The organism is Paraburkholderia sp. 31.1, assembly GCF_014397645.1.
Classification (GTDB): Bacteria; Pseudomonadota; Gammaproteobacteria; order Burkholderiales; family Burkholderiaceae; genus Paraburkholderia; species Paraburkholderia tuberum.
Genome location: NZ_VZQN01000017.1, coordinates 19,605 through 42,632, shown reverse-complemented (window position 1 = coordinate 42,632; position 23,028 = coordinate 19,605). Strand labels below are relative to the sequence as shown.

Below are 23,028 nucleotides of genomic sequence, written 5' to 3'. Positions count from 1 at the left end.
TCGTGGGCACAGACTGCAACCCCGTCGACGGGCCGGCGCTCGCGAGCGCGCCGCATTTCGCCGGCGCGCCGGGTCGAGCGCGGGCAGCGGCGATCCATGGTTGGCGCGCGGCGTTCGGCGCGGCCGCGACGATCGCGCTTGGCGCATGCTCGTTCGGTCCGAACGGCGAGCCGCCCGCGATGCCCTCTCCCGCCCATTACGGCGTCGAGCCTCAGCCCGCGCAAACGGTCGCCGCGCTCGGTGTCGCGCAGCACTTCACCACCGGCGCGCAACCTGTGCCGCAATGGTGGCGGCTGTTCGAATCGACAGCGTTGAATGACCTCGTCGAAGAAGGTTTGCGCAACAGCCCGACGCTCGCTGCCGCCGACAAGCACCTGGCCGCCGCGCACGAACAACTGCGGGCGCAGATCGGCGCCTCGCTGCTGCCGTCGGTCGATCTGGTGGGGCAGGCCTCGCGCGGACGCGATCTCGGCATTCCGGTCCCCGGCGGCCCGAACACGCTGCTTTACAACGAGTTCATCGGCGTAGTCCAGGCGCAATATACGTTCGACCTGTTCGGCGCGGTGCGTAAAGCCAACGCGGCCCGATCAGCGCGTGTCGAGATCGACGCGTATCAACGCGAAGCCGCGCGCCGTGCACTGGCCACCAACATCGTCACGGCGACGATCGAGGCGGCGATGTTGCGCGCCGAGATCGACGCGACCGAGCGATTGATCGCGCTTGCGGGCGATCAGGCTCACGACACCGAACGGCATTACGAACTCGGATCGCTGACGCGCGGCGACGTATCGACTGCGCGGCAAAGCATCGCCGCGCTTGAGGTCAGCGTGGCCGATCTGCGGCAACGGCTGACGGTGACGAGACATGCGCTTGCGGTGCTGCTCGGCCGCACGCCCGACGCGGCGCCGCCCGAGCCCGAGCTGGCAAACCTGCACTTGCCGCAGGACCTGCCCGTCGTGCTGCCATCGGACCTGTTGCGCGCGCGGCCCGATATCGCGGCCGCCGAGTCGGCGCTGAAGGCCGCCGCAGACGACGTCGGCGTCGCGACGGCACAGCTGTTTCCGAGCCTGACGCTGAACGCCTCGATGGGACAAGGCGGCTTCAACTGGCCGCTCGCGCTGTCGGGCGCAGGCGCGATCTGGAGCATCGCCGCGACGATGTCGCAGGCGCTTTTTCATGGCGGCGCGCTCGTCGCCCAGCGGCGCGCGGCAATCGACACCTACGAGGCCGCCGTGTTCGAGTACAAGCAGACCGTGCTGGCGGCGTTCGAAAACGTCGCGGACACGCTTGCGTCGCTCGAACACGACGCGCAGGCGCTCGACGCCGCGAGCGGCGCTGCCCGTGAGGCACGCGAGTCGTTCGACGATGCCACGTCGCGTCACCGGCTCGGCGCGCTGCCCGCTGCATCCGCCCGCGGCGGCGAGCAGCAGTACGAAGCAGCGAGGCTCGAAGAAATCCGCCTGATCGGCCGGCGCCTGGCCGATACGGCGACGCTGTTTCAGGCGATGGGCGAGCTGCCGGCGGGCAGCAGCCAGACACCTGACCATCTGGCCGGCAAGTGATCGGCCCGCCGCTGCCGACGGCGCCCGCTTGCGTTCAGCCGGCGCGTCCGCGCGGAACGCCCACAAGGTAAGTCAGACCGATCGGCGAGCCCTGCACCGGCAGTGTGCCGATGTCCCATTCGAAGCTCTGCTGGTCCGGGATACGCGCCACCATCTCATGCAATTCGTCGGGGTTGTAGATGCGCAGCATCGACACGATGCCGTCGAACAGACACAGCAGCGGGATAGCCGGCAGCACATAGGTGAGCGCTAGTCGCGACCAGCGAAACGGCCGGATCAGCGGAGTCAGCGCGAGCATCATCAGCGGCATCGCCAGGATGAACACGACACCGAGCAGCCGGTGGTCGGCACCCTCGACGATGACGATCGCGCGACGCTTCGTCACCGCGTCGGCGAGGATCGCCCGCGCATCGTCCGGCCGAAAATGGTGGAAAGCGTTGAACATCGTGCGCACGCCGTCGAATCCCGATGGCACGTCCATCGCGTCCACCGGTTCGCTCACATAGGTGACGCGGCCGGCTGCCCCGGCGGATACGCGCTCGTACGCGGCGCGATTGGGATAGAAGTCGGTCAGCTGCACCGTCACGCGTCCGGACTGCGCGAGCAACGGTGCAAGCGTCAGCCACGGGCCGCCGCCGCCCGAGCACAGATCGACGATCCGGTCGTTGCCGACCCGCCGCATCGCTTCGCGCAGCTTGAGCGCGATAACGTTGAAGCCCTTGAGGGTATTCGCCAGGAAATGCAGCCAGTCCGTCCCGCCGTCACGGATCGCCCGTGGGCACCACGGCTGGTCTTCGATTTCGAGCAGATGCAGGCGTCGCATGATCACGCGGGCAACCGAGGTAACTGAAAACCGGCGGATTTCATAATGTGCCCTGGCAGGGGTGCAACCGGGTAGACAGAGAAGGCCTGCACGCTAGAGCCTGTCAGCCTTGGCGAACGGCAACTTACTACCGAACTTAAACGAGCCAACGCGTGGGCTTCTTAACGACGTCAGTCGACTATACGCTGAGCCGCGCCGACGACGTTAGCGGTTCGCATCCTGCATAATGACCACGCATGAGGATTTACCCGCATCATCCGCCGGACGGCGGCCGGGAGACGAGCGATGCAAAACGACAGACCGCCGCCGCGGCGGGTGACATATGAGAAAGGGATCCGGATCGGCGGCCCCGGCTGGTTCGGCCGGTTGCTGACCATCGCCCTGAGCGCGATCCTGTTCGTGGTGGCCGCGATGCTGTCGATCGTGCTGTTCGCCGTGCTGTTCGCGGTCGGCACGATCGTCGTCGGGTATCTGTGGTGGAAGATGCGCGCGTTGCGGCGGCAGACGGTCGCGTATGGCGACGACGCCCGCACCATCGACATGGAGGTCGTCCACAAGGACCCGCCCGACGACGATTCCGCGCCACGCTGAGGATCGGCTACGCGCGTGCCTCAAGCCGCAAGGGCCGCTTCGACCGCGCTCACGTAATTGCGAAAGCCGGCCTGCTGCAGCGCCTCTCGCAGTCGCAGGAGTTCATGTCGCGTGGCTTCGCTGAGCGGCGCCTGAAGCGCGAGTGCAAGCGCACGGCCGCGCGCCGCGAAAAGCTCGGACCACGGCAACGGTTCGCGCTGCGTATAGGCCTCGAGTGCGTCCACGTAGTGCAGCATGCCAGTAGGATCGCCCGCCCCCAGCATCGCTTCGACGGCGTCGCGGTAAAACCACAGGTGATTGTGGCCGACCGCGCCGAGGCGCAACAGCGCCTCGCCTTCAGCCAGTAGCCGCGTACGCTCGCCGTTATCGTCAACCGCGCGGCTCAGTGCGCTCAAGGCCTTTGGCCCGGAAAACTGAGTCCCTACCTCGCGTGAGATGGCGAGTGCTTCGCGCAGCGCCACCACTGCTTCATTACGGCATCCTTCGTCCAGTAACAGGCGACCCTGCATCTCCAGATTCTGCGCTTCGAAGCGGCGCGCACCCAATTGCCGGATCACACGCATTTCCTGCACCAGATGCTTGCCGGCCGCCTGCGCATCGCCCAGTTCCTGGCAGGCGAACACTCCCAGCGTCTCCCCCAGCAATTGCGCGCGAGGCTGCCCGATCAACTCGGCGGCGCGGGCGGCGGCGCTTGCGTCCTCGCGAGCCTGACTTGCGTCGTTCAGATAAATGCGGCTGAAGCCCTGCATCGACAGATTGGCAACCTCGATGCGGCCAAACCCGTGTTCGCGGCTCATCGCGACGCATTCGCTGAAATGATGGAACGCGGTCCGCATGCGCCCCTGCGCATACGCCGCATCCGCCAGGCCGCCGAGCGCGCGAGCCTCTGCCTCGGGCAGACCGAGGCGCCGCGCGTAGCCAAGACCGCGCTCATGCTCGGCGCTGCAGGCGTCGATCTTGCCGAGCGGAAAGAGAATGTTGCCGCGCAGATAGTGGAGGCTTGCAAGCTCCGCCAGCCGGTTGTCTCGCTCCGCGATCTTTTGCGCTTGCGCGAGTAAGCCGAGTGCTTCGTCGAGACCCTCGCTGACACGCAGACCTTCCGCGAGCCCGAGCTGGCAGTCGCATCGGGCGGCGTCGTCGGCGGCGGCGGCGAGTGCGGTGCGGTACGTCACGATCGATCCTGCGATGTCGCCCAGGTCGCGCTGAAGTTCGCCCTTGCAGCAGTTCAGTGCATGGCGGTCCGCGTCCGACTGCGCGATTTCGATGCCGCGCTCGGCCAGCCGCAGCGCGGCTTCGAAACGATGGGCGGCACGCTGTGCGGCCGCCGCGCCCAGGTAGGCGTGCGGCGCGTGCTCGTCTTCGGCGCGGTCGAGGTGCTGGGCGTGCAGCGTGACATCGCTTTGTGCGAACCATTCGGCCGCGCGCAGATGAAGTTCACGGCGGCGCGCGCGCAACAACGTCGAGTAGGCGCTCTCCTGGATCAATGCGTGGGCGAACAGGAAGTCCTCGCCTTCCGGCAGCACGAGTGCATTGACGAGCAGGCCGTCGCAGACGTAGCCAGGATCGCCCACCAGCTCTCGCAGCAGCGCGAGGTCGAAACGCTGGCCGATCACGGCGGCCGCCTGGAACGCCAGGCGGTCACGGGGTGCGAGCCGGTCCATCCGCGCGAGCACGAGACTGCGGATCGACGCGGGCACGTTGCCGCCGCTGCCTTCTTCAGCGTTGCGCAGCAGTTGTTCGAGAAACAACGGATTGCCGCCCGCGCGCTCGATGCAGGCGAGCGCGACGCGCTGGGTCGCATCGATGAAATTGCCCGCCAGGCTCAGGGCCTCGTCCTTGCGAAGCGGTCCGAGATCGATCGTGGCGAACGGGGTGTCGCGGCAACGTGCGCGCCAGCCTGCATCGATCGGATCGCCTTCCACGCGCGAAGTCGTGACCAGCAGGCCCGTGCCGTTGGCAATGCCTGACGCGAACGCCGACAGGTAGCCGATGACTTCGGAATCGGCCCAATGCAAGTCTTCGACGACGATGAGCGTCGCCGCATGAGCGCAAGCGTCCTCGGTCAGCCTCACGGCGAGCGCCTGCTTGCCGCGCTTGCGCGCGCCGTGGTCCATGGCCTCGTAGATGGTTTGCCATTCGGCGGCCTGCGGGAGATCGAGGAAGTCGTGCAGAAACACGATCTGCTCGGCCTTGACGATACCTTGGGTCGCGACCTGCGCGGCGGCGGCCTGCCGCGCTTCACTCGATGCACCGGCCGGTAAGCCGAGCAGGCTTCCAATGATGGTCCGCACCGGATCCTGGCCCTTGCCGACGCCGAAATCGAGCACGAGGCTCCGATGAAGCGTGAAGCCCTGTGCCTGCGCATGGCGGCGCATCTCGTCGACGAGCCGCGTCTTGCCGATCCCGGCTTCGCCTCGCACATGAACGACATGCCCTGCGCGCCTTGCCATGCACGCATGAAGGATGCCGTGAAACTGTTCGAGCTCGGCTTCGCGTCCGACGAAGCGGCTGCGGCTCGTCCTGACGGGCTCGCTGCCAAGCGCGACGAGCCGCCATGCCCGCACCGGCGTGTCGATGCCCTTGAAGCGCCGCTCGCCGATTGCTTCGCAACTGGCGGCGTCGCCGAGCGTGCGCGCCGCGTCGTCGGATATCCAGGTTTCGCCGGCGGCCGCGGCTGCCACGAGCCGAGCGGCCAGGTTCACCGGATCGCCATGCACGGTGTAGTCCTGCGCGTCGGCGCGGCCCAGCGCGCCCGCGATGACCTCGCCACTCGCAATGCCGATATGCGCCTGCAACGGCCGCCCGGTCTGCGCGGCCAGCCGCGCCAGGCCGTCGTGAATGTCGAGAGCGGCACGGGCGGCGCGCAGCGTGTCCGTCTCGTGCGAGCGGGGCGCGCCGAACAGCGCCATCACCGCGTCGCCGATGTGCTTGTCGATCGTGCCGCCATAGGCGAGCACGATCCCGTCGACCAGCGCCGTGTAGCGTCCGATCAGCGCGCGCAAGTCTTCGGGATCGAGCGAGCGGGACAGCATCGTGTAGCCGCAGAGATCGGCGAACAGAATCGTGACCTGCCTGCGCTCGTCCGCGGGCACCTCGTTGTCGGCGGGCGTCTGGGGCGGTAGCGGCGCGGCCGCCGTTAGGGCGCCTGCCGCCGCGGCCAGAATGCGCTTACGGTGGCCGAGCGACTGTACCCCCAGCTCTTTCAGGTCCACGTCGGTCAGTTGCCCGAGCAGCGACATGTCGATGTCGTTTGCCGCGAACGCGTGGGCGTACTGCTCGAGCCCGAGGTCCCGCAGCCATTTCTCGATATCCATGTTCGTCGCCCCGCCTCCGATGCGTGGCCCCGCGGGCAAAAGCTCAGACGAATCGCGCGCCTGCCGGCCGCCGGTGTGAACGGCTCCGGAGCTGCATGGCCTTTGCGTGGAGTTCGCCAGGTACGGGGCCGATGAATAATCAGTGTAGGTGTCCGATAAGCACGCTGCATCGCGTTTGACAGCCGTTCGAGCCGCGCAGGATACTGGCTGGCGCGCCTCACGGCGCCCTTGCATTCGACCGGGAATCCACGTGAAGCCGGGCAAGACCGTTTCCGTCTCCGAGATCCCGCTGCGCTCGCGTTTGGCGGGTCTGCCAGGCGACGTGGCGGCGGGCGCCGTTTCGACGCTCGTCATGCTGTGCTATGCGATGAGCCTCGGCACGATGATCTTTAGCGCCGATCTTGCCCGCTACGCGATGCTGGGCGTGCCCACCGCGCTCGTGAGCTGCGTCGTCACGGCGCTCGTGATCGCCTTGACGAGTTCGATGCGCGTCAACATTGGCGGCCCCGACAGCAACGCCGCCGCCTTTCTCGCCGGCGTGGCGGCGGGGGTGGCCAGCAGCGTGCGCGCGGACGGCGGTTCACCGCAGACGCTGATCCTCACTGTGCTGATCGCCATCGCGCTCTGTTCGCTCATGACGGGCATCGTGCTCTATGCGATCGGCTCGTCGAAGCGCAGCCGCTCGTTGCAGTTCCTGCCCTATCCGGTGCTCGGCGGATTTCTCGCGGGCACGGGCTACCTGCTGCTCGCCGGGGCGTTCCGCGTGCTGACGGGCCAGCCGCTGCAGTGGCACACGCTCGCGTTGCTCGCGCACCTTCACTGGCTCACATGGGTTCCGGCGCTGGTCGTCGGCGTGCTGGCCACGGTATTGATGCGCACGTGGCAGCACATTGCCGCGCTGCCGCTCACGCTGGCCTTCGGCGTCGTGCTTTTCTACGTTCTGCTGCAGGTTGCCGGAGTTTCGATCGACGACGCGCGCGGCATGGGTCTGCTGCTGCCGCGCGTCAAGCTGCACCTTGCCGGGCTGCCGGAGTTGCACCTGGCCGCGAGGCTCGGACGGGGCGGCATCGACTGGTCGGCGGTCGGCGCGCATCTTCCCGAGAGTCTGGTGGTGACCTCGGTGTCGGCCGTGACGATCCTGATGAATTCAACGGCGATCGGCGCGGCCACCGGGGAGGACGTCGACCTCAATCGCGAGATGCGCGCCGCCGGCCTCGCCAATCTCGCGAGCGGACTGCTGGGCGGCATGGTCGGCTACCAGTCGTTCAATCGCTCGATGCTCAACGCGCGGGTGGGCGCGACGAGCCGGGTGGCGGGCGTGTTCGCCTCGCTCGCGTGTGTGGTCGTGCTCGCCACTTCGCCGGGCATCGTGGCGCTCTTTCCGGTGCCGGTGCTGGTCGGCCTTCAGCTCTTCATGGGGCTGCGCTTGCTCGTGCATTGGCTCGCGGGCGCCTGGACCAAGCTCAACTGGTATGAGTATCTGCTCGTGCCCGTGATTCTCGGCACTATCGCGGCGTATGGCGTGATCGTCGGCGTAGGGGTGGGCGTCGTTGCAGCATGTGTGATGTTCACGCTGCTCTACGGTCGGGTCGGCTGCATACGCATGGAGTTCGACCTGCGCGCGCGGACCTCGAATGTTGAGCGCAGCATCGAAGACACCCAGGCTCTGCGCGCAATCGGCCCCCAGGTATGCGGAATGTGCCTGCAAGGGTTTCTCTTCTTCGGCACGGCCAATTCCATTCTGCAGCGCCTTCGCGAGCGATTCGGCGCCGGGGATCCGTCGCAGGTCCGCTTCGTCGTGCTCGACTTTGCGGCGACACATGGCATGGATGCATCCGTATCGATCAGCTTCGTCAAACTCAGGCAGCTCTGCGCAGCAAGAAGCGTGGACCTCGTGTTGACCGCGCTGCCGCCGCGCTCGCGCGATCTGCTCGTGAAGACCGGCACGCTCAACCTGAAGATCCATGAATTCGATACGCTCGATGCGGGTCTCGAATGGATCGAAGACAAACTGCTCGCGTCGAACTCGCTCGCGATCGCGCATGGCGGCGATCTGCGGGCGATGCTCGAGCCGCATTTCACGGCCGGCGCGTTGAACGGCTTGATCGCGTGTCTGGAGCTGCAGGATCTGCTTTCGGGGCAGGCGCTGTTTCGTCATCGCGAGCCGGGCGACGCGCTGTATTTCGTCGAGCAAGGACGTGTCGCGATCTCGCTGCCGCTCGGCGATGGCCGCTCGGCGCGTCTGCGCTCATTCGGCCCGGGCACGGTCGTGGGGGAAATGGCGGTGTACACGCAGCAACAGCGCAGCGCGGATGTGATTGCCGAGGCACCGACGCGCGTGTACCGCCTGTCGATCTCCCGGCTGCTCGAACTCGAACAGCAGGATCCGGCGACGGCGCAACAGTTGCATCGGTTTCTCGTGAAGACCATCGCGTTGCGTCTTGCCGTTGCCGACGAGGCATTACGCGCGGCTTTATAAGCGGCAGCGCCCCGGACCGGCGGCGCCCCCAACCCGTCACCACGTCCCGCTAAACGCCTGCTGTACCTTGACGGGATCGGTCACGCCGTTGGCCACCAGCAATTGCGTCAGCAATCGCGCCTTCTGCGGATTCAGATCGAGCGATGCGACGAAACCGCGCTTGTCGTCGTCCACCTCGACGTTGCGGTTCACGAACCCCGACACCAGGCGCGTCGAGCGAACCACCACGATGCCTTTTGCCGCCGCGCGGTCGAGCGCCGCGAGGGCTTCCTTCGACATGTCACCATCGCCTTCGCCGGCGACGACGATGCCCTTCGCGCCATCGGCGATCGCATGATCGATCTGGCGGCCATCCATGTTGCTATGCGCGTAGACGATATCGACGCGCGGCAATTGCCCACTCGCGGGCAGGCTCAGCGCAGCGCGCGTCGATTGCACCGCCGGCATCACGAAGCGCACGCTCGCCGGATCGACATAACCGATCGCGCCGGCATTCGGCGACGCGAACGCCTGTACCGCCGTGGTATTGGTCTTGGTGATCCAGCGCGGCGCGTGAATCTGGTCGTTCATCACGACCATCACGCCTCGGCCACGCGACTGCGGGCTCGCCGCCACTTCGACGGCTTCGTACAGATTGCCGGGACCGTCGGCGCTCGCGGAACCGCCCGGTCGCATCGAGCCGACCAGCACCACCGGCTTGTCGGAGCGCAGCACGTTGCTCAGGAAGAACGCCGTTTCCTCGATCGTATCGGTGCCGTGCGTAATCACGATGGCGTCGGCCTCGTTCCGCTCGAAGACCTCGTCGATCCGCCGCGCAAGCTGCAACCAGATCTTGTCGTTCATGTCCTGCGAGCCGACGTTCGAGATCTGCTCCGCGCTGATGCTCGCGAGCTTCTCGATGCCCGGCACGCCGCGCACCAGTTCCTGCCCCTTCACGTTGCCCGAGTTGTAGCCGATCGCCGAACGGGGATCGGCGGTTCCCGAGATGGTGCCGCCGGTGGCCAGCACCAGAACACGCGGCGTTGCCGTGACGGCGCTTGCCTGTTGCGATGGCGCGCCGGCAGCCTGTGCGCAGGTACCCGCGGCAAGTGCCGCGATCAGCAGTGCCGCCGAACCGCACAGCCGCTTTGCTTTTCGATCGATCGTGTTGCCGTTCATCTTTCTCTCCTCCATCGTTTAAAAGAGTCGCGTGCGTATGCACGCGACCTGTGAGCGGGACAACCTTCGTCGCTCACGCCGCCGACGACATCTTTCTTGGTTGCGTCAGCATGGCGGGTTGAAGAATCTCGTCGAGCTGCGCCTGACTCAACAGCCCTTTGTCGATCACGATCTGCGCGACGCTTTTGCCCGACGCAAGCGCTTCCTTCGCGACTTCGGTCGAGTGCGTATAGCCGATGTACGGGTTCAGCGCGGTCACGATGCCGATCGAGCTCTCGACGATCGCGCGCAGCCGCTCGTGATTCGCGGTAATGCCGTCGACGCATTTCGACGCGAGCGTGAGGCACCCTGCGCGTAAATGGGCGACGCTCTTGAACAGGCTGTGCGCGATGATCGGCTCGAACGCGTTGAGCTGGAGCTGCCCCGCTTCGGCGGCGAAGCTCACCGTCACATCGTTGCCGATGACTTCGAACGCGATCTGGTTGACGACCTCCGGAATCACCGGATTCACCTTGCCCGGCATGATGCTCGAACCCGCCTGCACCGGCGGCAGGTTGATTTCGCCGAGGCCCGCGCGAGGACCGCTCGAAAGCAGGCGAAGATCGTTGCAGGTCTTGGAGAGTTTTACGGCGACGCGCTTCAGTACGCCAGAGAGCTGCACGAACGAACCGACATCCTGCGTCGCTTCGATCAGATTCGGCGACGTGGTCAACGCGATACCGGTTATTTCGCCCAAGTGCCTGCATGCAAGCTGCGCGTATTCCGGATGTGTGTTGATGCCGGTGCCGATCGCCGTCGCGCCGAGATTGATCTCGCAGATGAGCTGGGCCGCTTCCTTCAGCCGTTCTTCGTCTTCGCCGAGCATCACAGCGAAGGTGCTGAACTCCTGGCCGAGCGTCATCGGTACGGCGTCCTGAAGCTGCGTGCGGCCCATCTTCAGGTCGTTGCCGAATTCCACCGCCTTGCGTTCGAACGATGCGCGCAACACGCCCATCGCGTCGACCAGTTGCATGATGCCCGCGTACGTGGCGATCTTGAGCGCGGTCGGATAGACGTCGTTGGTGCTCTGGCCGAGATTCACGTCCTCGTTCGGATGGAGAACCGCGTATTCGCCGCGCTGTTGCCCGAGATGTTCGAGCGCGAGATTGGCGATCACCTCGTTCGCGTTCATGTTGGTCGACGTGCCCGCGCCGCCCTGAATCACGTCGACGACGAAATGCTCGTGCGCGGTGCCTGAGCGCACCTGCCTGCATGCGTGCACGATGGCCTGCATCTTCACTGCGCTCAATAGGCCGAAATCGTAATTCGCGAGTGCGGCGGCTTGTTTCACGCTCGCCAGCGCGTTGACGAGGTTCGGATACACGGAGATCGGAATACCCGTGATGGGAAAGTTTTGCAGCGCGCGCAGCGTGTGTACGCCGTAGTACGCGGTCGCGGGCACGGCGAGATCGCCGAGAAGGTCGTGTTCGATACGTTCGGTCGGTGCAAGCATGATTACCTCTCAGGTTCTGAAATCGACAGGCGAGCGGGGTCATCCGGCACACCTCGTGTGCAGGTCCGTCGCATTGACTGGGTGATGCGGTTGGGTTATCGAGGCGGCGCTGTCGCGCAGGCGACACACTGCTTCGCGAGCACGTCGGTCGGATCGACCACGCTCGCGCGCGCGCCGTTCGCGCCGATCACATACGGCTCGCGAATCAGCAGCGGCAGTTCCGTGCAGCCGAGAACGATCACTTCGACGCCGTCGGCGATAAGCCCGTCGATCGCCGCGGCGAGATCTTGCTGGCACTGCCCCGCCGTGAATCCGGCCTTCACGCCTTCCTTGCCGTAGATCGCGTCCATCACGCGCGCCTGCAGCGCGGGTGCCGGGACGACCTGCCGCAAGCCGTGCGATTCGAGCGCCTTTTCGTAGACGCCGCTCGCGAGCGTGCCGCAAGTCGCGAGCACGCCGACCGAGCGCAGCGCGGGAAACGACTCGCGCAGATAACGCACCGTCACCGTCAGCATATTGACGATCGGCACGCCGAGATAAGGCTGTATCCGCTCGACGAAGGCATGCGCCGTATTGCACGGGATCGCGATCAGATCCGCGCCGCCCGTTTCGAGTTTCTTGCAGGTCGCATAGAGCGAGATGGTCGGGTCGGGTCCATCGCCGATCAGATTCTCCGTGCGATCCGGGATCTGCGGGTTCTGCTCGACGAGCAGCTTGAGGTGGTCCTGATCGCGCCGCGCGGGCGTCGCGCGCACGATCTTGTGAATGAAATCGATGGTGGCCGCCGGACCCACGCCGCCCACCACGCCGACCTTGAAGATCGTCTCGGGCGTGTGGTACTGGCCGGACACCACGTACTGCGCATAAGCCAGGTTCGAATCGACGAGCGGCACGCGCAACGCACCGAGTTCGTCCGCGACCAGCGCGATCTCGGTGAGCCCCGGCACGATGACGTTGGCGCCCTGTTCGATCAGGTCCTCGCACGCCGCCCGCAGCAACTCGGCCGGACGGCCACGCAGATTGCCGCTCTTCACGCCATCCTCGCCATAAACGGCCTCGGTGACGAAATCGATGCCGTCGCCGATGCGCGGGTGGATCACTTCGAACTCGGGCGCCGCGAAGTACTTCTCGAACAGGCGCCTGCGCCGCGTATGCGCCGACGCGAGCACGCCCACGCGGCGCACCGCGGGAAATCTTCTGCGCACGTGGCTGCGCACCGCATCGATCATGTCGACGATCTGCAGCGGCGAATTGGCTTTCAGTTCGTCGATGAACGTGTGACTCAGGAAGCACGGCAGCACGACCGTCGTCACGCCGCGCTTCTCGAAGCTGCTGATCAGATCGAAGATGTACAGCTTGCGCTGCGTCAACGTCTCGCTGTCGGCATCGGCGCTGCGAAACGGCTGCTGCTCGAAGATCGCATCGAAGTGCTCGGCGTCGCGCGTGGCCGGCGTCGATTTGATCAGTTTGAAGAACACGTCCGCGCTCGCGAGCGGGCCGAGCCCGCCCACCACGCCGAACTTGCGCGCGCTCGTGGCAGACGTTGCGTCGATGCCGCTCATTTCGTCTCGCCTTCGAGCTGGCCGAACGAAGCCGTCGCCATCGCCGTGCGGCGTTCCTGCCGCGTCACGCGCTGGCCCTCCCACTTCGCGATGGCTGCCGTCGCGATGCTGTTGCCGATCACGTTGGTCGCCGTGCGCCCCATGTCGAGAATCTGGTCGATCGCGAGCACCAGCACGACGCCCGATGGCGGCAAATGGAACATCGGCGCCACGGCCGCGACGACCACCACCGAGCCGCGTGCGACACCCGCCATGCCTTTGCTGCTCACCATCAGCACGAGCAGCATCACGATCTGCGTGCCGATCGGCATGTCGATGCCGAACGCCTGCGCGATGAAGATCGCCGCGAAGGCCTGATACATCATCGAGCCGTCGAGATTGAACGCATAGCCGATCGGCAACGTGAAGCCCACCACTTTCTTGTCGACGCCGAATTCCTCCAGCTTCTCCGTCAGGCGCGGATACGCCGCCTCGCTGCTCGCGGTGGAGAACGCCAGCATCGCGGGTTCGCGGATCGCCTTGAGCAAGGCCCAGACCGGCTTGCCGAGAAACGCGTAGCCGGCGAGGATCAGCGCCGTCCACAGCAGCGCGAGCCCCGTATAGAAGCTGGCGACGAGCTTGCCGTACGTCGTCAGCACGTCGAGGCCATGCACCGTGATCGCCGATGCCAGCGCGCCGAACACACCGACGGGCGCGAGACGCATCACATAATCGGTCAGTTTCAGCATGGTGGGCACGAGCCCTTCGACGCCCGCGATCAGCGGCGCGACGCGCGGGTCCGATTTGATCACGCTGAGCACGATGCCGAACATCACCGAGAAGACGAGGATCTGCAGGATATCGTTGCGCGCCATCGCATCGACGATGCTGGTGGGGAACGCGTGTGTGACGAAGTCCTTGAAGTTCAGGCTCGACGTGTTGAGGCCGGTGGCCACGTCAGCGCTCGTCTGGGACATGTGCAAGCCGGCGCCCGGTTGCAGCAGGTTCGCGAGCACGAGGCCGAGCGCGAGCGAGAACAGCGACGCGCACAGGAACCACGCGATCGAGCGCAGACCGATGCGGCGCACGTCGCTCGTGCCTTCCATGCCGGCGAGACCTGACACGAGCGTGGCGAACACGAGCGGCGCGATGATCATCTTCACGAGCCGCAGGAAGATATCGGTGACGATGGAAAAGTAGCCGGCGATCTCCTTCGCCTGCGCGGCATCGGCCGCCGTGCGATGGCAGACATAACCGACGGCCACGCCGAGCAGCATGCCGGCGAGGATGTAGAGGGTAAGCCGATTCTTCATGTGTCTCCGTCCTGAGATTATTTGTGACTGGACGGAATTCTAGAGACGGCAGAAAAGACGTGAATGCTAGTGTTGCATACGGCTATGCAAGTTTCGCATAACGCGGGATAACCCTAGCGGCGCTATTCGGCTGACCCCGACGAGGCCCGCAGATGCCGCCACAGCGTATCGAGCAGTTCAGTGCGGTTCGTGAGGTCGCGATACACGCGCAACTCCAGCTCCAGTTGCCATTCGGAGCGGCCGGCGGCGACAAGCTGGCCACTGTCGAGTTCGGCGGCGATCGAACTCTTCGGCAGCCAGGCGACACCCTCGCCTTCCAGCACGAGCTTCTTCACGACCTCGGCCATGTCGGATTCATAGTGAAGTTGCAAGGCGGGCGACGCTTTGCTCTGCTCCATCAGCAACGCGAAGCAGCGCCCAAAGTAGCTCGTCTCCGTATAGGCGATGAACGGCATCGGATGTTCGATCACGCCGGGCAGACGGTACACGTGCGCAAGCCGCTGATTGGGCCTGCATACCGGCATGAAAGTATCGACGCCCACGGTCACGCATTCATACCTGGTCGGATCGAGATGCAACGGCAGCTGCGGATGGTGATAAGCGAACATCAGCTCGCAGTTGCCGTTGACCAGCATCAGTATCGAATCGTGCACGTTCGCCGGAATCACGCGCGCGCGCACTTCGCCGACATGCCTGGACAGCGTGCGCAGCCACGCGGGCAGGAAGTTGAGCGCGATCGTGTGGCCGGCTGCGATCTGCAGGCTCGTGCCGGCGATGCGTTGTTCGGTGCGAATGATGGCGCGCGTGTCGAACAGCTTGTCGAGGATGTCTTCGGCCGCGTCACGAAACAGTTGCCCTGCCGGGGTCAGGGTCGGCGGAAAGCCGCTGCGATCGACGAGATCGGCGCCGACCCATTGTTCGAGCGACTGGATCCGTCTGCTGAAACCCGACTGCGTGACGTTGCGAAACTCCGCCGCCCGGGAAAAGCTCTGATAGCGGGCGAGCGCGATGAAGTCTTCGATCCACTTGATTTCCATCAGCCATCGGTCTCCGGTCCGGCGACGAATGGACTCGCCGCTGCGCCCGCGATTCTACGCCTGGCCGTGCCGCACGCTGACTATCGGACCTGGGTCAAACCGCCATGCACAGGTACTTCGAATTGCTCCGCCACGCGCCAGATGCGGCCGATATCGCGCCCTGGCGCGCCAGGTGCAGCAGGCAGGAAAGGGACCGTCTCAATCGCTTAACAGAACGCCATATCCCGGCGACTTCGCAGAGATGTTCAGCTTCCTCAAGCAGTACCACAACAGCGCGGAATTGCTGCTGATCACCGGGCGTCCGACTTCCGTCTCGATCGAAGCGATCACGCTGCTCACCCGAATGCCCGCGCAACTGATCAGCAACGCGTCAAAATCGCCCGGTAGTCGCGTCGCGATGTCGGACCAGACCTCGGGCTGCACCGTGCCCTGCTCGAAAGGCGTGCGGCACGCGCGGCTCGCTTCGGCGACGACACTCAGCCCGCGTTGCTCGAAAAATGCCTGCTCCGCCGCGACGACGCGTTCGCCGTAAGCCGTCACGAGTCCCAGCTTCTTCGCGCCCAGCGCGTCGCACGCGGCGAGCACGGCCTCGATCGTCGTGACCGCCGCGATGTTCGTCGCTGCCGTCACCCGTGCATTGATCGCGTCAGGTCCGTTCACGACGCCTGCGGCCGTGCAATTCGTCGCGATCAGGTCGACCTTCGCGTCGGCGAGCAGTTGCGCGTGCTGTTCGATGTCGTCGATCAACGTGCGATCGGATTCGATCGACGTGTCGCGAAACGGCAAACGCGTCGTGACGAATTGCACGCCGTCGGGCGCCATCGCCTGAATCTCGAAGTCGCACAGTCCACCCGACGGGTACAGATGCCCGATACGCGCGAGATGACCGAACCCGATGCTCATGCTTGCCCCTTGCGAATTGCGTTAGTCGAAGAAGGTCGTGCGCGCCGCCATCGGATGATGGATGTTGCTGCCCTCGAACGGCGGAAATCGTTCGAAGTCCTGCCGCATCGCGTGGCGCACCGGCGAGTGCATCGCCTCGGTGATCGCCCGTGCGCTGTCGAACATCAGCTTGTTGCGCTGCATGTAGTGCACGCGTGTCCATGGCATCGCGTCGAGCCAGTCGATGCGCGTGAAAATCTCGATCTCGCGCACGCCCGGAAAGTCGAACATGATCTGCGGATGATGCGTGAGGTAGTAGTTGATCCATTCGTCGAAGTCGAGCGCGTGGCCCGGGTAGTGCACGAGGAACTGGCATGGCAGGCTGCCTGCTGGCACGCGCGCGTCGGCATCGGCCACCGGAAACGGACGGCGCAGCATCGCCTGCTGCTCCACGCGGCATCCGGCGAGGCTCGCGAGATTGGCCGCGGCGAGCGCCTGCAAATGGCCGCCTGCCGCGATCGGCGCTTCGAGATCGAACACCGAGGCGTAGTCGAGTTGCATCGCGAAGATCGGCGACGCGCCGTCCCGCGTGTAGTAATCGTCGGCGGATTCCGGCGTGTAAAGGCGGGAGCGGCGCAGCGCGGGCGTCGAGTTGACGATCGCGGCGATGCGTTCGAGGTCGTCGGCGCTGATGCATGCCGCCGGGTCCGGATGCACCCAGGTCACGAGGTAAGAGAACTGCATGATTCGAAATGCCTCCTTGCGTGCCAAAGCGTTCACAACGCGAGCAGAATGGTTTGAATGCGTTCGCGCCGTTGCGCGAAATCGGCTCGCGAATCGCCATCGAACGTGAGTGCGAGCATCAACGCGATGCGCAACTTGTGCGGCGCGAGATCGCCGCCCGCGACTACGCCGTCGCGTGCCAGAAACGCCTGAGGCGGCACCACGCCACGCGCCGCGCGGCTCGATTGCACGACCACGACACCGGCCTCAACCGCCTTGCGATATGCGGCCGCCTCGGCTGCCGCCGGCCGTCCCGGCACCAGTCCCGCGCTGATGATGCCGGCGCTGCCTGCCGCGACCAGCGCGTCGATCGCCACACCGTCGGCACCCGCATACGAGATCGCGATATCGACGCGCGGCAGCGCGAATGGCGCATCCGCTTCCAGCAGCGCTCGTGAGAACCATGCGGATTCGCTACCGCGACGCGTCGCAATCGCACCGCGCCGCCACGCAATACGCGCGTCGGGTTCGATGCGCGCGAGCGGACCGTAGCCCGGCGACTCGAACGCGTTCAGTTCGAAACTGGCCGCCTTGGTCACGTCGCGCGGCGAGAACAGCCAGCCGTCCATCGCGACCAGCACGCCGTGTGCCGCGCTCAGCGGATCGCGCGCTGCCGCAATCGCGCCGCGCAGGTTCGCGAGCACGTCGCTGCCCGCGGTGTTTGCGGGCCTCTGCGCTCCCGTGACGATCACCGGCCGCGCGATGTCGAGCACGAGTTGCAGGAACCACGCGGTTTCTTCGAGCGTCGCCGTTCCGTGGGTCACGATGAACCCTGTGATGGACGGATCGGCGAGCGCCGTGTGCCGTATCAGCCGAGCGAGTTCCACCCAGTCCGCCGGCTGGATCGCCACGCTGCCGAGGCTGCGAAACGTGACGGGTAGCAGTTCGACGTCGGGCGCGAGCTCGCCGAGCGTCGCGAGCAGGGTGTCGAGCGGATGCACGACGCCGCTTTCCGAATACTCGACCCAGTCGAACGGGCCACGCGCGTGCATCGCAAATGTGCCGCCCGTACCGATCACGGCGATTTTCGGCCCGCGCGCGGTTTTGGTTGCAGTCGATAAAAAGCTCATCGTCTCAGCGGCGCAGCCGAACGTAGAGATTGCCGCCGTCGATCCGGACCTCATGGCGCCGCGTATCGCGCACGATCGGCGCGGTCGTGCCCTTGCCCGTGCGCACGTCGACGAGGCCAGCGTGCAACGGACATTCGATCTCGTGACCGTCGAGCAGGCCCTCGCTCAGCAACGCGTTGCCGTGCGTGCAGATATCGTCGAGCGCATGGATTTCGCCGGCGACGCGAAACAAGCCGACCTTCACGGTGTCGATCGTCACGCCCAGACAATCGTTACCGTCAAAACACCGATCGAGCTCGCCGACCAGATGCCACGCGTCGGCGGCCATCGATAGCGCCGGCGCCCCGCCGCTCGCGAGCGCCGCCTCAGCCGCGTGCGCAGGCGCGCGAACCGTGCGCCCGCATACCGAGGCAATAGGAATGACCTTCATAGCGCATAGTCCTTTTGCAGATTGATCACGTCATGACGCTGCATCGCGCCGATCAGGTCCGCGACGCGCGCGAGACCGCGCTGCTCGCAGAACGCACGCAGCCCATCGATCACGCGCGGCATCGCGTTCGGCGTAATGAAGTTGGCGGTGCCGACCTGGACCGCTGCGCAGCCCGCGAGCATGAACTCGATCGCGTCTTCCGCCGTGCTGATGCCGCCGCAGCCGATCACGGGAATCTCGACGGCCTCGGCGCACTGGTGGGCCATGCGCAGCAGAATCGGCCTGGTCGCGGCGCCGGTCAGGCCACCCATCACGTTCGCGACGCGCGGCCTGAAGGTCCGCACGTCGATCGCCATCGCCAGAATCGCGTTGCAGCACACCAGTGCATCGGCGCCGGCGGCTTGCGCGGCGAGCGCGACTTCGACCAGGTTGCCGGCGTTCGGCGTCATCTTGACCCACACGGGGACGCGGGTGCTCGACTTCATCGCGCGCACGACCTGATACGTCGCCTCGGGGTCCATGCCGAACGCCTTGCCGTTCTTTTTCAGGTTCGGACACGACACGTTCGCCTCGATCGCCGCAATGCCGCTCGTACCGATGCGCCCCGCCAGCTCGCCGAACTCGGCCGCCGAATTCGCGGAGATGCTGCCCACGATCGGCGGCGTATAACGCTGGTAGAACGGCACCGTCGTATTGATGTAATAGTCGGCGCCCTTGCTCGGAATACCGATCGAAAACAGCGTCGCGTCCTTGAACTCGGCGACCCGCGGCGGCGGTACGCCTTCGCGAATGTCGGCGGTGATCGTCTTGGTGACGATCGCGCCGAGGCAATTGAGATCGAACACGCGCGCGTTGCCGTCCGCGAAAGTGCCGGACGCGGGCATGACGGGATTGGCGAGCGTGAGTCCGCCCACCTTGACGCTCAGATCTACCATGATGTCGTTTCCTGCAAATCGAACACGGGGCCCTCCCAGCACACGCGCCGGAAGGTCAGACGGTCGGAATCGGCATGCGCGCGGAATGGACGCACGCACGCATAGCACGAGCCGATTCCGCAACCCATGTGCTGCTCGATCGCGGTTTGTCCCGCCACGCCCCACGACTTGCCGAGCTTCTGGAGCAGCATCAGAAGCCGGTTCGAGCCGCAGGTGGACAGGAAGTCGAACGGCGCTTCGGCGTGCAGCGCTTCGAGTTGCGCTTCGACGCGCGCGGGATCGCTGCTGCCGTCTTCGTCGGTGACGATATGAACCGTCGCGCCCGCCACGCGCAAACGCTCGGCGGACATCACCACGGCCTGGCTGCGCGCGCTTAGCACGGCGCTCACGCACGCGCCCCGCGCGGTGGCATGCGCCGCGAGTGGCGCGAGCGTCGCAAGGCCTACGCCGCGCGCCAGCAGCAAGACATGGCGCGTCTCTTCAGGCAATTCGAAGCCACGACCGAGCGGTCCGAGCGCATCGAGCGTGTCGCCTGGCCGCAACGTCGCCAGCCCTTGCGTGCCGATACCCTGCACCTTGTAGAGAAACTCGACGGTGTGCCGCAGCGGATCGGCGCCGTAGACGCTCATCGGCCGCCGCAGAAACGACGTGCCCGCGGCGCCCGGCGGGCACGCGAGATGGAAGAACTGGCCCGGTTGCGCGAGCGCGGCCCCGATCGGCGCGGCGACGATCATGTGACGATACTCCGCGTTGACGGGTATGTTCTGCAGCACGCGGCACGCGTGCTCGGCGATATCGAGCGCGACAGTACCGCGGCAAGAATCCGTATGGGTCGCGCAGGGCGACGCAATGACTTCTGTCATGACTGATTGTCCTCGGTGCGGTCGACGCGCAGCGCGTCGAGGTCCGCGAAATTGCTGGCGATCGGCAGCGGCCCATCCGCCAGGGTCATCATGTGGAGCGCTTCGAATTTCATGTAACTGATCAACCAGAGGTCGCTCGCCGCGTCGCGCCGGTAGTGTTCGGTCGTGACCGCGCCCAGCCACACCGCGCCTGCGCGCGTGTCCGCGTCCTCGCGCAGCGCCACCTGCATCAGCCGCCAGTTCGCCTGCGCCACGCCGCGCGCGACATCCACCTTGAGCGTCTCGCTGACGTAGTAGTGCATCGCGAAGCGCCACGGCGAATCGAGAAACCAGCGCTCGATCGCTTCACGTCCGACGAGGTCGCCGCCGAAACCGTTGCCGCCCGCCCAGACGGCATCGCCGGTGAAGCAGGCCGCTTGCTGGCGTGCGATGTCCGCGAGCGCTTCGCGGTCGAGCTTGCGGTAGTCGCCACCGTACTTCGCGTCGGCGAGCGCGCCGTAGTGCGCCTTGAGTGCGCGAATCGCTTCGATCGCTTCGAGCCGTTCGACGCGTGCCGCAAGCGCTGCCATCTGCGCGCCGCTGTATGTGGGCGTGTCGTTGCGGGTACGTGCGTCGGCCATTCCCATCGAAATCGCGCTCATCCGGCAAGCTCCTTGAGCGACGTGCCGGGGTCCGCGAGGCGCGCGACGTCCACGGGCATCGCGCTGGCGACAAGCTTTTCGAGGAAGCGCCGCTCACGGCCCGCGTTGACGAGCACACCCGCGACGATGCGACCGTCGCGCATGCTCAGCGCCGCGCAGGGTCCAGCGCCCGGTTCGCCGCGCAGCACGACCTCGTCGCGCGGATCGGGCTGGCCGACGACCTGGATGTTGTTGCCGAGCTGATCGGTCCACATCCATGGCGGTTCGCGATACGCCTGCGCGCGGCCGATCAGGGTCTGCGCGACCGCGAGCGCCTGGTTCTCGGCATTGCGCCACGTTTCCTGACGCAGACCACCGCGCTCGCTCTCGCCATCGAGCACATGCGCGACGTCGCCGACCGCGTAAAGCCACGGCGCATGCGGACTGCGGCAGGTTTCGTCGACGTCGACTCCCTGGCGTCCCGCGAGCCCCGTGCCCGCGAGAAACGCCGGCGCGCAATCGACGCCGATCGCGATCAGGATCGTGTCGGCGGCGACGTCGAAGGCTTCGCGTGATCGCGTTTGCGCGGTATCGACGAGTTTGCAACGCACGACATAGCGCGTGCCGTCGGTGGCAAGTTGCGCCGCTTGCGCTGCGTCCGCGATCGACTCGACCGCGACCCCCAGTTCCACCCGCACGCCGCGCGCACGATGCTCGCGCAGCAGCCACTCGGACATCACGGGGGACAGGCAGCGGGCGAGCACGCGCTCGCCCGCTTCGAGCACCGTCACCGGCACGCCAAGCTCGAGCGCCGACGACGCCACTTCCATGCCGATCACGCCTGCCCCGATGATGGCGAGGCCACGGCTCTCGCGCAGCGCGCGGCGCAGCGCGAGGCTATCGTCGACCGTGCGCAGCAGGTGTACGCCGGGCCGGTTCGCGCCGGGAATCGCGCCGTCGCGCGGCGCGCCGCCCGTCGCCACGACCAGGCGATCGAACCGCACCTGGGTGCCGCTCGCGAGTGTCAGCACGCGCTCAGTCGCATCGAGCGCGACCGCACGTTCGTGCAGGCGGTCGATGCGCGCATCGCGCAACGCCGACGGCTCCCAGAACGCTGCGGGCGCCAGAACGAGCGGCGACGCCGCGAGCGTCGGCTCGGTTTCGCTCGTCAGCCATTCCTTCGAGAGCGCGGGCCGCTCGTAGGGCGGATGACGCTCGTCGCCTACGAGCGTGATGCGCCCCGCGAAGCCCAGCGACACGAGATGCTGCACGACGCGTCCGCCAGCATGGCCCGCGCCGACGACGACGACGTGCTTCACATCATCCGGTTCAAATGGATCGTGCTTCATGATTGGATCTCACACACTGGTCCCGGCGCGATACAGCACGCCCTTGGCGCCGATGCACGTAAAGCGACGCGGCTCGCGCGGCGGAATCAGGATCGCCTCGCCCGCGACGAGCCGGTAATGCTCGCCGGCCGCATCGATATCGAACTGGCCTTCGAGAATCGCGACGACTTCCTCGCCGCGCGCTCCCGCTACCTCGTCGCGCACTTCGCTCGGCTCGAACACCGCGAACTCCGTGCTCAACAGCGCGCCTTGCGCGCGCACCGTTTGGCTCTCCGCGTGCGGATCGCGCCAGCGCTCACCTGCCTGAACTGCCGTGCATTGCGCGATGTCGCCGGCCAGATTGTCAGCGCGATTATTCATTTGCATCCCTCATCATCGATTGGCGAGCGGGTAATACGGCGTGTCGTCCTGCGCGCCATATTCCGCGCGCGGCGGCGATACCACGTTCAAGCGCATGCTCACGCCTTGCGCGCCGTAGCAGTTCTTGCCGTAGTGACTGAGGCCTGCGGGAATGATCATCGCGTCGCCTTGGGCGAGCGTGCGCTCGACGTCGGGCGTGTCCGGCCGCACCTCGAAGATCGAGCACGAACCGAGCACCTGCAGCGACGCTTCCTCGCCGTGATCGTGCGCCTTCGCGGGCAGATTCGTACCCTCCTGCTCGACGAACTTGATCACCGCAACACTCATCGTCGCGCCGATCATCGTCTTCATGTACAGGCCGTTTTCGACCACGGTCTTCAGGCCGTGATCGATGCCAAACACGCGGCATTTCGCCATTTGCTGTCT

General features: G+C 66.1%; 20 protein-coding genes. 3 read left to right on the top strand and 17 right to left on the bottom strand.

From position 1 onward, the window contains the following. Positions 1–2 precede the first annotated feature (2 nt). A complete protein-coding gene (locus F6X37_RS15130; RefSeq protein WP_410451364.1) occupies positions 3–1,562 on the top strand; it encodes an efflux transporter outer membrane subunit in 1,560 nt (519 codons plus the stop codon). A gap of 34 nt (positions 1,563–1,596) precedes the next feature. Here F6X37_RS15130 and F6X37_RS15125 read toward each other — a convergent pair whose 3' ends face one another. Further along, the gene (locus F6X37_RS15125) at positions 1,597–2,385 is read right to left on the bottom strand and encodes a class I SAM-dependent methyltransferase (RefSeq protein ID WP_262419925.1); all 789 of its coding nucleotides are present in this window, start codon (positions 2,383–2,385) and stop codon (positions 1,597–1,599) included. A gap of 285 nt (positions 2,386–2,670) precedes the next feature. Between F6X37_RS15125 and F6X37_RS15120 the strand changes: the two genes are divergently transcribed. Continuing rightward, on the top strand, positions 2,671–2,976 hold the full coding sequence (locus F6X37_RS15120; RefSeq protein WP_184033324.1) for a hypothetical protein: 306 nt from the start codon (positions 2,671–2,673) through the stop codon (positions 2,974–2,976). A 20-nt stretch (positions 2,977–2,996) separates the two neighbouring features. Here F6X37_RS15120 and F6X37_RS15115 read toward each other — a convergent pair whose 3' ends face one another. Beyond that, entirely contained in the window at positions 2,997–6,290 is a 3,294-nt protein-coding gene (locus tag F6X37_RS15115; RefSeq protein WP_187611887.1) for an adenylate/guanylate cyclase domain-containing protein, read from the bottom strand. A gap of 250 nt (positions 6,291–6,540) precedes the next feature. On the opposite strand from F6X37_RS15115, the gene F6X37_RS15110 reads away from it, so the two are divergent. After that, positions 6,541–8,769 (top strand): SLC26A/SulP transporter family protein, encoded by a 2,229-nt coding sequence (locus tag F6X37_RS15110; RefSeq protein WP_187611886.1) that lies wholly within the window; start codon positions 6,541–6,543, stop codon positions 8,767–8,769. 36 nt (positions 8,770–8,805) lie between these two features. Here the strand turns inward: F6X37_RS15110 and F6X37_RS15105 are convergent, their stop codons facing one another. The 15 genes from F6X37_RS15105 to F6X37_RS15035 all read right to left on the bottom strand — a co-directional run bounded on the left by F6X37_RS15105 (position 8,806) and on the right by F6X37_RS15035 (position 23,019). Next, entirely contained in the window at positions 8,806–9,927 is a 1,122-nt protein-coding gene (locus tag F6X37_RS15105) for an asparaginase (RefSeq protein WP_184058814.1), read from the bottom strand. 73 nt (positions 9,928–10,000) lie between these two features. Next, a complete protein-coding gene (gene aspA / locus F6X37_RS15100) occupies positions 10,001–11,419 on the bottom strand; it encodes an aspartate ammonia-lyase (protein ID WP_187611885.1) in 1,419 nt (472 codons plus the stop codon). A 95-nt stretch (positions 11,420–11,514) separates the two neighbouring features. Continuing rightward, positions 11,515–12,981 carry an aspartate/glutamate racemase family protein gene (locus F6X37_RS15095; protein ID WP_187611884.1) on the bottom strand — a complete coding sequence of 489 codons (1,467 nt, stop codon included), beginning with the start codon at positions 12,979–12,981 and terminating at the stop codon, positions 11,515–11,517. Further along, positions 12,978–14,273, bottom strand: coding sequence for a dicarboxylate/amino acid:cation symporter (locus tag F6X37_RS15090; RefSeq protein ID WP_187611883.1), 1,296 nt, complete (start codon positions 14,271–14,273; stop codon positions 12,978–12,980). The genes F6X37_RS15095 and F6X37_RS15090 overlap by 4 nt, the downstream gene beginning before the upstream one ends. 122 nt (positions 14,274–14,395) lie before the next feature. After that, entirely contained in the window at positions 14,396–15,310 is a 915-nt protein-coding gene (locus F6X37_RS15085) for a LysR substrate-binding domain-containing protein (protein ID WP_187611882.1), read from the bottom strand. Positions 15,311–15,508: 198 nt separating this feature from the next. Then, on the bottom strand, positions 15,509–16,213 hold the full coding sequence (locus F6X37_RS15080) for an aspartate/glutamate racemase family protein (RefSeq protein WP_184058822.1): 705 nt from the start codon (positions 16,211–16,213) through the stop codon (positions 15,509–15,511). 21 nt (positions 16,214–16,234) lie between these two features. After that, entirely contained in the window at positions 16,235–16,936 is a 702-nt protein-coding gene (locus F6X37_RS15075; protein ID WP_187611881.1) for a hypothetical protein, read from the bottom strand. A gap of 32 nt (positions 16,937–16,968) precedes the next feature. Continuing rightward, a complete protein-coding gene (locus F6X37_RS15070) occupies positions 16,969–18,045 on the bottom strand; it encodes an asparaginase (RefSeq protein ID WP_184058826.1) in 1,077 nt (358 codons plus the stop codon). A 4-nt stretch (positions 18,046–18,049) separates the two neighbouring features. Further along, positions 18,050–18,475, bottom strand: a complete 426-nt coding sequence (locus tag F6X37_RS15065) for a non-heme iron oxygenase ferredoxin subunit (protein ID WP_262419924.1) — start codon at positions 18,473–18,475, stop codon at positions 18,050–18,052. Further along, positions 18,472–19,410 carry a dihydroorotate dehydrogenase gene (locus F6X37_RS15060; RefSeq protein ID WP_018422043.1) on the bottom strand — a complete coding sequence of 313 codons (939 nt, stop codon included), beginning with the start codon at positions 19,408–19,410 and terminating at the stop codon, positions 18,472–18,474. The genes F6X37_RS15065 and F6X37_RS15060 overlap by 4 nt, the downstream gene beginning before the upstream one ends. Next, entirely contained in the window at positions 19,404–20,273 is an 870-nt protein-coding gene (locus F6X37_RS15055; protein WP_184058828.1) for a dihydroorotate dehydrogenase electron transfer subunit, read from the bottom strand. Before F6X37_RS15055 ends, F6X37_RS15060 begins: the two co-directional genes overlap by 7 nt. Next, positions 20,270–20,914 (bottom strand): nuclear transport factor 2 family protein, encoded by a 645-nt coding sequence (locus F6X37_RS15050; protein WP_187611880.1) that lies wholly within the window; start codon positions 20,912–20,914, stop codon positions 20,270–20,272. The genes F6X37_RS15055 and F6X37_RS15050 overlap by 4 nt, the downstream gene beginning before the upstream one ends. Beyond that, positions 20,911–22,242: an NAD(P)/FAD-dependent oxidoreductase gene (locus F6X37_RS15045; RefSeq protein WP_187611879.1), complete on the bottom strand. Its 1,332-nt coding sequence runs from the start codon at positions 22,240–22,242 to the stop codon at positions 20,911–20,913. Before F6X37_RS15045 ends, F6X37_RS15050 begins: the two co-directional genes overlap by 4 nt. Positions 22,243–22,251: 9 nt before the next feature. Then, positions 22,252–22,602 carry a cupin domain-containing protein gene (locus tag F6X37_RS15040; RefSeq protein WP_187611878.1) on the bottom strand — a complete coding sequence of 117 codons (351 nt, stop codon included), beginning with the start codon at positions 22,600–22,602 and terminating at the stop codon, positions 22,252–22,254. 12 nt (positions 22,603–22,614) lie between these two features. Further along, positions 22,615–23,019 carry a cupin domain-containing protein gene (locus F6X37_RS15035; protein WP_018422048.1) on the bottom strand — a complete coding sequence of 135 codons (405 nt, stop codon included), beginning with the start codon at positions 23,017–23,019 and terminating at the stop codon, positions 22,615–22,617. Between the last annotated feature and the right edge of the window lie 9 nt (positions 23,020–23,028).